10 protein-coding genes are annotated in these 9,966 nt (G+C 30.9%); 8 read left to right on the top strand and 2 right to left on the bottom strand.

Annotation, left to right across the window (positions count from 1 at the left end):
- Nucleotides 1-152: 152 nt before the first annotated feature.
- The 3 genes from EPJ79_RS02245 (at nt 153) to gltA (ending at nt 2,787) form a co-directional block, all read left to right on the top strand.
- Nucleotides 153-695, top strand: a complete 543-nt coding sequence (locus tag EPJ79_RS02245) for a hypothetical protein (protein WP_147738278.1) — start codon at nt 153-155, stop codon at nt 693-695.
- A gap of 81 nt (nt 696-776) precedes the next feature.
- Nucleotides 777-1,265 (top strand): hypothetical protein, encoded by a 489-nt coding sequence (locus tag EPJ79_RS02240; RefSeq protein WP_147738277.1) that lies wholly within the window; start codon nt 777-779, stop codon nt 1,263-1,265.
- A gap of 121 nt (nt 1,266-1,386) precedes the next feature.
- Complete coding sequence (gene gltA, locus EPJ79_RS02235; RefSeq protein ID WP_147738276.1) at nt 1,387-2,787, top strand: NADPH-dependent glutamate synthase; 1,401 nt, start codon at nt 1,387-1,389, stop codon at nt 2,785-2,787.
- A 61-nt stretch (nt 2,788-2,848) separates the two neighbouring features.
- Here gltA and EPJ79_RS02230 read toward each other — a convergent pair whose 3' ends face one another.
- Nucleotides 2,849-3,241 (bottom strand): response regulator, encoded by a 393-nt coding sequence (locus tag EPJ79_RS02230; protein ID WP_147738275.1) that lies wholly within the window; start codon nt 3,239-3,241, stop codon nt 2,849-2,851.
- 12 nt (nt 3,242-3,253) lie between these two features.
- Nucleotides 3,254-4,699, bottom strand: a complete 1,446-nt coding sequence (gene gltX / locus EPJ79_RS02225) for a glutamate--tRNA ligase (RefSeq protein ID WP_147527839.1) — start codon at nt 4,697-4,699, stop codon at nt 3,254-3,256.
- Nucleotides 4,700-4,860: 161 nt separating this feature from the next.
- Between gltX and EPJ79_RS02220 the strand changes: the two genes are divergently transcribed.
- The 5 genes from EPJ79_RS02220 to atpD all read left to right on the top strand — a co-directional run bounded on the left by EPJ79_RS02220 (nt 4,861) and on the right by atpD (nt 9,878).
- Nucleotides 4,861-5,871 (top strand): type I phosphomannose isomerase catalytic subunit, encoded by a 1,011-nt coding sequence (locus tag EPJ79_RS02220; RefSeq protein ID WP_147738274.1) that lies wholly within the window; start codon nt 4,861-4,863, stop codon nt 5,869-5,871.
- Nucleotides 5,872-5,891: 20 nt separating this feature from the next.
- Entirely contained in the window at nt 5,892-6,674 is a 783-nt protein-coding gene (locus EPJ79_RS02215; protein WP_021957774.1) for an ABC transporter ATP-binding protein, read from the top strand.
- A 31-nt stretch (nt 6,675-6,705) separates the two neighbouring features.
- Nucleotides 6,706-7,488, top strand: a complete 783-nt coding sequence (locus EPJ79_RS02210) for an MlaD family protein (protein ID WP_147738273.1) — start codon at nt 6,706-6,708, stop codon at nt 7,486-7,488.
- A gap of 26 nt (nt 7,489-7,514) precedes the next feature.
- On the top strand, nt 7,515-8,393 hold the full coding sequence (locus EPJ79_RS02205; RefSeq protein WP_147738272.1) for an inositol monophosphatase family protein: 879 nt from the start codon (nt 7,515-7,517) through the stop codon (nt 8,391-8,393).
- Between the two features lie 63 nt (nt 8,394-8,456).
- Nucleotides 8,457-9,878, top strand: a complete 1,422-nt coding sequence (gene atpD, locus EPJ79_RS02200) for a F0F1 ATP synthase subunit beta (RefSeq protein WP_021957777.1) — start codon at nt 8,457-8,459, stop codon at nt 9,876-9,878.
- The last annotated feature ends 88 nt before the right edge of the window (nt 9,879-9,966 follow it).

The following is a 9,966-nucleotide window of genomic DNA, read 5'->3' as shown; positions in this document are numbered from 1 at the left end:
GTAGCCAAGCAAATAGACTACTCTTCTTAATTATGATAATTTAAATACTGTGTTAATATTGTATATTATAATTAATTAATGTCAACACTTTAATACTTGAAAAATTGCTAATAATCTATATAATTATAAAAAATCAATTAGGAATTTATTTTATGAAAAAATTATTAAAATTAAAAGAATTAAAGAAATTATTTTTATTGTCGCCAATTTTATTATTAATATCCTGCGCCGTAAAAGTTAAAACTGTTAACGATAGTTTTTACGGAACGCAACATTATGAAACCGATTATATGACAATAACGGGTTGGGATACGACAATTAAATTAAGATTTAGTAAATTGGTAAATACTGACAATGTAATTTTAGACGCTTTATATGTAAGTAGCGCAGCTTTTACTATTTCAAAAGGAAATAAAATAATTTTAAAATTTAGTGATAATAGTTTTATAAATCTTAATTATACAAGCGAAATGTCAAAGATTGATAAAGGCGAAATGTTAAGCACATATAAATGGCTTTTGTATGATGCAGATTCTTTTGATACATATACTATAAATGCAAATGCGAGAGTTGATAATATAGGAAATTTAGTTGCAATAAGAATTGAAAATAGCGCGGGATTTAAAAATATAGAAGTAAAATCAGATTTTTCTAAAAAATTTAAAAATGCTTTTGAAGAAATAAAAAATAAATAAATAAAAAATCTTATTTATTAAATTGACAAATTTATATATATCTATTATAATTAATTTATAATTTAACAATTAGGAGTTTTTATGAAGAAAATTATATTTTTATTTTTAATGTTTTCGGCAATGCTTTTTGCTAAATGGGAAGTTGGCACTGCATACACTAAAAATGGAGAACCTTTAACTACTTTTACAACTTATGATTTGGGAGATAGTGGGGCTTATATATTAATAGGCGTTAATGTAGATTCTCTTGGATACTCTGTAATAGCGATTTTTCATGGAGATATACAAAAAGGGGACAATTTAATTTTAGTTATAACCGATAATGAAGGCAATGATATTAATAGCACTTTTCATTCTGACGATTTTAAATCTGACGATATGGGATGCTATGGTATAAATGTGCCATCCAATAGAGCTAGCGTATTAACAAAAATGCTTTATAATGGCAAATCCGCAAAATTAATGAAAAACTTTGAACCAATAGCCACATTTGATTTAAGCGGAATAAAAAAAGTTATGCAAAAGCATGTTGGAAATTCTTATTGGTATAAATATAAATTAAATGATTAATTAGATTTTATTTTAATAAATACTAATTAATATTTTATATATTGACTATTGACTATATTTAATTATGTAGTATAATATTTAAATAATTATTAAAAATATCCAAATTTTAGGAGAAAAATATATGCCCCCAAGGTCAAAATTAGGCGAAATACCAAGACAGGATATGCCTACAAGAAGCGCCGAAGAACGCAGAATGGATTTTAAAGAAGTTCCTTTAGGTTATACCGAAGAACAGGCTTTAAAAGAAGCTTTAAGATGTTTAGATTGCAAAGTTCCGCATTGTATGGAAGGTTGCCCAGCGAAAGTAAAAATTCCCGAATTTATAGGATTAGTCGCTGACGGAAAATTTTTAGAAGCGGCTAAAAAGATTAAAGAAACTAACGCTTTGCCAGCCGCATGCGGAAGAGTTTGTCCTCAAGAAACTCAATGCGAAGAGAGATGCGTTGTCGGTAAAAAATTCGAGCCTGTAGCTATTGGAAAATTAGAAATGTTTGTAGCCGATTACGAAAGAAAAAATTCGGAACATGAAGATTTAAAAGTCGAACAAAACGGAAAAAAAGTTTGCGTTATTGGAGCGGGTCCTGCGGGTTTGGCATGCGCGGGAGATTTAATTAAATTAGGTTATGATGTCACAGTTTTAGAGGCGCTTCATACAATCGGCGGAGTTTTAATGTATGGAATTCCAGAATTTCGTTTACCTAAAGAATTGGTGGCGCATGAAGTTGAAAATCTTAAAAGAGACGGAGTTAAATTTAAAATAAACGAAGTTGCGGGAATATCTATAGATTTTGGAGAATTAAGAAAAGAATATGACGCCGTATTTTTAGGAACGGGAGCGGGACTTCCTTTATTTTTGAATGTTCCAGGCGAACATTTATGCGGAGTTTATTCTGCAAACGAATATTTGACGAGAGTCAATTTAATGGGCGCTTACAAATTCCCAGAAGTCGACACGCCCGTTATAAGACATAAAAAAGTAGCGGTTTTGGGAGGCGGTAATGTCGCTATGGATGCATGCAGAACCGCGGTTAGACTTGGAGCTGAAAAAGTTTATATAGTTTATAGAAGAACGGAAAAAGAGCTTCCTGCAAGATTAGAAGAAATTCATCATGCTATAGAAGAAGGCGTAGAGTTTAGATTTTTAAGAGCGCCTTTGGAAGTTGTAGGAGATGAAAACGATAATGTTGTCGCTATAAGAACTCAAGTTATGGAATTAGGCGAACCTGACGAAGACGGAAGAAGAAAACCAATAGCAGTTGAAGGAAAAATTGAAGATATAGAAGTTGACGCCGTTATTATAGCTATAGGAACTACGCCTAATCCTTTAATTGCAAGAAAAGTTCCCGAGCTTAAAATAAGCAAAAAAGGAACTTATGTTATAGACGAAGAAACGGGCGCAACATCAATGGATGGAGTATTTGCAGGAGGAGACGCTGCAAGAGGTGCTGCTACTGTTATACTTGCTATTGGAGACGGAAAAAGAGCCGCTTACGGAATAGACAAATATTTATCTGCAAAATGATTCTTTTTTACATCAATATTTTAATTTCCTAAAAGCCTAATGTTTTTAAAGCATTGGGCTTTTACTTTTTAGAATTTTTCTTTTTATTTTCTATCGCATCTTGAACTATAGGAACTAATATGTCAAAATCGAGAGGTTTTTCTATAAGTCTAAAAACGCCTTCGGCTATTATCTCTTTTACCATTTCCGTATTTCCGTAAGCTGTGATTATAATAATCGGAATCGAGCTTTTTCTCTTTTTCATTTCTCTTATTAAAGCGAGTCCCGTCATTGTCGGCATAAGTAAATCGGTTATAATTACATCTATAGGATTATTTTCCAATATAGTTATAGCCGCTTTTCCGTTTTCAGCCGTCATTACTTCGAGATTATGCTCTTCAAATGTATAAGTTATAAGATTTCTAATATTTTCTTCATCGTCTACAGCTAATATTAAAGGTTTTCCGTTTATCATATTTTTCCCTTGTTAAATATATTTGGATAATCTATATAAAATATTATCTTTACCCAAAAGCTCGCAAATATGCGAAAGCTCCGTTCCAGCTTTGCTTCCCGTTAAAACATATCGAATAGGATGATATAAATTTGGTCCTTTTAAACCCGTTTCTTTTTGAGCCGATTTTATTAAATTTTTCATATATTCGTCTGTTATTTCATTTGCATTTTCTATATTGCTTTTTATAAATTTAAGCAAATTTTTACTTTCTTCTTTATTTACAATTTCTTTCATTTCGTTATCCAATTCAAAATCGTTTTCAAAAAATACGGGAACATATTTATTTATATCCGATAAAACTACGCAATTATGCCTTATTACCGAAACAAGTTTTTTAGCCCAATTTTTTTCGCTTTCCGTGTAATTTTCTTTTAAGAATCCGCCTTTTATTAAATATGGAATAAATAATTCAACCGCTTCCTCTAAATCGATATTTTTTATATGCCAAGCGTTTAAATGTCTTAATTTAGCCGTATCGAATATCGCGGGACTTTTTGAAAAACGAGATAGAGTAAAAGCTTTTATCATTTCTTTATCGTTCATAGTTTCTATAGCTTCGGGATGCGTCCAACCGAGCAGAGCTAAAAAATTTCGCATAGCTTGAGGCAAAAATCCTTCTTCTTTATATTCCATAAGAGTAGCGGCGCCATGTCTTTTCGATAATTTTTTTCTGTCGTCTCCAAGTATCGAAGAAGTATGAGCAAATTTCGGAGGTTCGCTTCCTAACGCTTTATAAATTAAAATCTGTTTTGGAGTATTTGAAATATGGTCTTCCCCTCTTATAATATGAGTTATTTTCATTAGCATATCGTCTATAACTACGGCATAATTATAAGTTGGAAAACCGTTTTCTCTAACGATTATAATATCGCCAATTTCATCGCTATTAGTTTTTACCGTTCCTCTAACGAAATCTTCAAAAATAATTTCTTCGTTTTTAGGAACTCTGAATCTTATTTTTGCCGCCTCTCCGTTTGCGACTCTTTTTTTAGCTTCTTCTAAAGGAATATCTTTACATTTTCCATCGTAAATTATTGGCTGATTTAAAGTTTTTTGCATGTTTGATTTTTTTTCTAATTCTTCCGAAGAGCAAAAACAATAATAAGCCTTTCCTTCTTCCATAAGTTTTTCTGTATATTTTTTGTATATATCTAATCTTTCCGATTGAAAATAAGGTCCATAATTTCCATTAACTTCTGGTCCTTCATCCCAATCGACTCCAAGCCATTTTAAAGATTTTATTGCCATATCAACCGCTTCTTTTGTGCTTCTCTCCTGGTCGGTATCTTCTATTCTCAATATTAATTTTCCATTAACCGACTTTGCATAAAGCCAATTAAATAATGCGGTTCTTGCATTTCCTATATGTAAAAAACCCGTTGGTGACGGAGCGAATCTGACTCTAATATCGGACATAAATTTTCCTTAAAAATTAAATTATTTGTTAATTTTATTTTGAATAAAGATATTATACATTAAAATATAATAAATATCAATAAATAAACATAATATTGCATAAGATATTTTTATAATATATATTATTGAATTATTTAATTTTTTCTTATATAATATTATTTATGTATATATTAGAATTATCTGAAATAGCTAAAGAAACCGTTTGGGGCGGAAGTTTGCTTGCATCTTTATATTCAAAACCTTTTGAAAGCGATAAAAATATAGGCGAAAGTTGGGAAATATCCGACTTAAACGAGGAAAAAAGCATAATCCTAAACGGAGAGTTTAAAGGAAAAACTTTATCATTTTTAGTAGAAAGATACAAAGAAGAATTTTTAGGTTCTAATTGCATTGAAGCTTTGCAATTGATATCGGCAAAAAAAGAAAAATATTTTCCGTTATTAATAAAATTTATAGACGCAAAAGATAAACTCTCTATACAAGTTCATCCCGATGAAGAATATGCCTACAAAAAACATAAAAAACATGGCAAAAATGAAATGTGGTATATTGTAGAAGCGAAAAATAACGCTAAAATTTTATTAGGTTTAAGAGAAGGAATAGATAAAAATATTCTTAAAAAAGCGATTGACAATAATATAAATAATATAGAAAGTTTATTTAATTATTTTGAAGTTAAAAAAGGAGATGCTTATTATATTCCAAACGGATGCGTTCATGCAATCTTGGGGGATACAATGATAGCAGAAATACAAACTTCAAGCGATATTACTTATAGATTATACGATTGGAAAAGAATCGATAAAGACGGAAAAGCGAGAGAATTGCATATTGAAGACGCTTTTAATGTTATAGAAAATATAGACGCTTATCAATTAAAATCTGAAAAAAGAAATAAATTTAAAAATAAAGATTTAGAAATTAACGAAATATTTTCAAATAAATATTTTACGGCGGAAGAATATTTTATTAAAAATAAATTCTCTTCGCAAACAAATTCTAAAACTTTTGAAATTTTTATTGATATAGAAGGAGACGGATTTATAGAATCGGATATAAAAGATAATAATATAAAATTAAAAGCGGGTAAAACCGTTCTTATTCCCGCATGCATGGGAAATTATAGAATTAAAGCGGATAATGAAATTAAATTTTTGAGAATTACCGTTTAGAGTTTATAAGGTTTTTATTAATGAATATTATAGAAATGAAAGAAGTATATAAAAGTTTTGGCTCTCAAATTGTATTGAGCGGAGTTAATCTTATAGTTAATAGAGGAGAAACTTTATCTATTATAGGAAATTCGGGCTGTGGTAAAAGCGTTCTTATAAAACATTTGATTGGATTATTGCAGCCAGATTCTGGAACTATAATCGTTGAAGGACAAGATATTAATAAAATTTCGGATAACGAATTAACGGAAGTTCGTAAAAAATTCGCTATGGTTTTTCAAGGAGCGGCGCTTTTCGATTCTTTAAATGTTTACGAAAATGTAAGTTTTGGACTCCGAAGAATAAAAAAAGATATGCCCGAAGATAGAATAAAAATAAAAGTTGCGGAAGTTTTGGATATGGTTGGAATGCCAAATATAGAAAAAAAAATGCCATCCGAACTTTCTGGCGGTATGAAAAAGAGAGTCGGTTTGGCAAGAGCGATTGCTATGGACCCAGAGATTTTACTTTATGACGAGCCGACAACGGGATTAGACCCGATTATGTCTAGAATAATAGACGATTTGATAATAAAGATGCAAAATTTACTTAATGTTACGAGTATAGTTATTACTCATGATATGACTAGCGTTTTTAGAATGGCTGATAGAGTCGTAATGCTTCATAATGGTAAAATTATTGAAGGAGGCGCTCCAGAGCGTTTGCATGAAATTGAAGAGCCTCATTTGAAATTTTTCTTTATGAGTAGTATTGCTAAAAAAGGCGAGGATATAGAAACTATAAAACCTGCGGATGCGGATTAAATGATTAAATTGAGGAAGGTAAGATAAAATTATGAGAAAAAAAATAAAATTAGGAATATTCTTTATATTGACTATAGCGTTATTTTTAATTTCTATAAGCATATTAGGAAATTTAAAATTAAAAGGAAACGGTTATAGAATATATGTAGATTATGTATTTATAGGCGATTTGCTTGTAAATGGTAAAGTTTCATATAGAGGCGGCGGAATAAATATAGGATTTATCGAAGATATATCTATTAATAAAGACGGAACTATAAGGGTGACTCTATTCATAACCGATAGAAATGTCGTTTTGCCCGAAGGAACAAGATTTACAATACAAACTGTTGGTTTGGGATTAGGCGAAAAATATATAATGGCAACTCCGCCTACAATAACTACCGAAGGACTTAAAAGTTTGCCTCCCGAAAGCGTAGTTAAAGGAGTAGAGCCTTTTAGTTTAGAAAGTGCTTTAGGTTCTATTGGCGATATAGGTAAAGACCTTAATTTTGAAGAATTTACAAGCATAATAACAAATATGTCGTCTACAATCGAGCTTATAACAAAATTAATAAATACCAATGAATCTGAGATTGGCGAAATAATTTCAAATGTTAATGAAAGTATTGCAAATATAAGCGTTATAAGTAAAGATTTGTCTTTTATAATTCGAGATGTTGAAAGCGGAAAAGGAATAGTTGGCAGTTTAATGAAAGATACGAATTTACAAACTAATGTTTCTCAAATAATTTCTAATTTAAAAATATTTAGCGAAAAGGTTAGAGATAATCCTTCCGTTTTATTATTTAGGGAAACTCAAACAAATAAATAAATTTTAATTTTAACGGAGTATTTATTATGAGCATATTTAATTTTAATAAAAAGAGCAAAACTAAAGACGAAAACGATAAAAAATATAGATTAATAGAAAACGAGATTAAAAAATTTTCAAAATCTAAATTAAATAAATGCTTAAAAGACGCGGAATATATCGCAATAAAAGCGGGCAAATATTCTTTAAAATATTTTGGCGCTCCAAGAAAAGTTTCTAAAAAAGGAAAGACGGATTTATTTACCGAAATCGATTTAAAAAACGAGGAAACTATTAAAAAATATTTATTAAAAAAATATCCTAAATTCGCATTTTTAGGCGAGGAATCAAATAATTTTGAAGATAAAGATTTTTCTTGGATAGTCGACCCTATAGACGGAACGAGTAATTTTATTCATGGCTATCCTTTTTATTGCGTTTCAATAGGTTTGGCTTATAAAGGTTATCCAATTTTGGGAGTTGTTTACGCGCCTTTAACGAATACTATTTATAAAGCGCATGCAAAATCGAAAGCTTATAAAAACGGAAAAGTTATTAATGTTAGCGCAACTAATAAATTAATAGAATCTCTTATTATTACGGGATTTTATTACGATACGGCTACTAACGATAATTTTTTAAATGATAGAATGATAGATTTTGCAAATATGGTAAAAAAGAGTTTATGCGTAAGAAGAGACGGTTCTGCAGCTTTAGATATATGCATGGTTGCAGAAGGAGCCGCCGATGGATTTTTTGAATTTGGACTTTCGGCTTGGGATATTTGCGCTTCTACAGTTATATTAAAAAGAGCTGGCGGACTTATAACAAATATAAATATGAAAGAATATGATATTTTTTCAAAAAAACAGTATATAGCGAGCAATAAAAAAATACATAAAGATATGGTAAAAACTCTTGAATAAGTTTTTAATAAATATAAAATATAATAATAAATTTTTGAATATTGATTTTAAGGAATAAATTTTATGATACTTGAAAGCGAAATTAAAAGAGGAAAAGTCGTTCAGGTTGTCGGTTCTACTTTAGATGCGGAATTTGAAGAGGGACATTTGCCTGAAATATTAAACGCTCTTTATATAGACAAAGAAGTCGAAGGAATTCAAAAACATGTAGTTTGCGAAGTTCAACAACATTTAGGCGGCGGAAGAGTTAGGGCAATAGCTTTAGAATCTACAGACGGAATTTCAAGAGGCGATAATATTATAGACACGGGAAAGCATATAATGGTGCCTGTCGGAAACGAAACTATAGGAAGAATATTTAATGTATTGGGAAAAACCGTAGATAAAGGCGAACCTATAGAAGCTAAAGAATATCGCTCAATACATGCGCATGCTCCAAGATTTGACGCTTTAGAACCTAAACTTGAAATTTTTGAAACGGGAATAAAAGTTATAGATTTGCTTGCGCCTTATATTAAAGGAGGAAAAACGGGATTATTTGGCGGAGCGGGAGTAGGAAAAACGGTTTTAATAATGGAACTTATTCATAATATAGCTAGCGAACACGGAGGCTATTCTGTTTTCGCGGGAGTAGGCGAGAGGACGAGAGAAGGTAATGATTTATGGAGCGAAATGAAAGAATCGGGAGTTATTAACAAAACTTGTTTAGTTTATGGACAGATGAATGAGCCTCCAGGAGCGCGTTTGAGAGTCGCTTTAACCGCTTTAACTATGGCGGAATATTTTAGAGATTCTGCAAATTTAGATATTTTATTATTTATCGATAATATTTTTAGATTCACTCAAGCGGGAAGCGAAGTTTCGGCTTTGCTTGGAAGAATGCCGTCTGCAGTAGGTTATCAGCCAACTTTGGCAACGGAAATGGGAGCTTTACAAGAGAGAATAACATCTACAAAACATGGCTCAATAACTTCAATTCAAGCGGTTTATGTTCCAGCGGACGATTTAACCGACCCAGCGCCAGCTACGGCTTTTACGCATTTGGATGCGACAACGGTTTTATCGAGAGATGTTAGCGAAAAGGGAATTTATCCCGCTGTGGACCCTTTGGCTTCCACAAGCAGAATATTAGACCCTTTAGTTTTAGGAAATGAACATTATGAAGTTGCAAGAGCCGTGCAGAATATTCTTCAAAGATATAAAGATTTGCAAGATATTATAGCGATACTTGGAGCGGATGAACTTTCCGAAGAAGATAAATTAATAGTTTCGAGAGCTAAAAAAATAGAACAGTTTTTAAGTCAGCCTTTCTTTGTCGGCGAACAATTTACGGGACTTCAAGGGCGATATGTAAAAATAGAAGATACAATAAGAAGTTTTAAGGGAATTTGCAATGGAGATTATGACGATTTGCCCGAACAAGCTTTTAGATTTGTAGGTTCTATTGAAGAGGCGATTACGAAAGCAAAAACTCTAAATGTATAAATTAAATATAAAATTAAAAAAAATATTATTTTATACCGATAATAGAAAAGATAGAGATTAAAGATAATAAATTTTTATAGGGCTAAAA

Origin of the sequence: Brachyspira aalborgi (assembly GCF_008016455.1) — a bacterium.
GTDB lineage: Bacteria > Spirochaetota > Brachyspiria > Brachyspirales > Brachyspiraceae > Brachyspira > Brachyspira aalborgi.
This window is presented reverse-complemented; position numbering and strand designations above follow the sequence as displayed.

What these genes read in the sequence shown, in the direction of transcription:
- EPJ79_RS02245 (WP_147738278.1), top strand. Translation starts at nt 153, where the DNA reads ATGAAAAAATTATTAAAATTAAAAGAATTAAAGAAATTATTTTTATTG.
- EPJ79_RS02240 (WP_147738277.1), top strand. Translation starts at nt 777, where the DNA reads ATGAAGAAAATTATATTTTTATTTTTAATGTTTTCGGCAATGCTTTTT.
- gltA (WP_147738276.1), top strand. Translation starts at nt 1,387, where the DNA reads ATGCCCCCAAGGTCAAAATTAGGCGAAATACCAAGACAGGATATGCCT.
- EPJ79_RS02230 (WP_147738275.1), bottom strand. Translation starts at nt 3,241, where the DNA reads ATGATAAACGGAAAACCTTTAATATTAGCTGTAGACGATGAAGAAAAT.
- gltX (WP_147527839.1), bottom strand. Translation starts at nt 4,699, where the DNA reads ATGTCCGATATTAGAGTCAGATTCGCTCCGTCACCAACGGGTTTTTTA.
- EPJ79_RS02220 (WP_147738274.1), top strand. Translation starts at nt 4,861, where the DNA reads ATGTATATATTAGAATTATCTGAAATAGCTAAAGAAACCGTTTGGGGC.
- EPJ79_RS02215 (WP_021957774.1), top strand. Translation starts at nt 5,892, where the DNA reads ATGAATATTATAGAAATGAAAGAAGTATATAAAAGTTTTGGCTCTCAA.
- EPJ79_RS02210 (WP_147738273.1), top strand. Translation starts at nt 6,706, where the DNA reads ATGAGAAAAAAAATAAAATTAGGAATATTCTTTATATTGACTATAGCG.
- EPJ79_RS02205 (WP_147738272.1), top strand. Translation starts at nt 7,515, where the DNA reads ATGAGCATATTTAATTTTAATAAAAAGAGCAAAACTAAAGACGAAAAC.
- atpD (WP_021957777.1), top strand. Translation starts at nt 8,457, where the DNA reads ATGATACTTGAAAGCGAAATTAAAAGAGGAAAAGTCGTTCAGGTTGTC.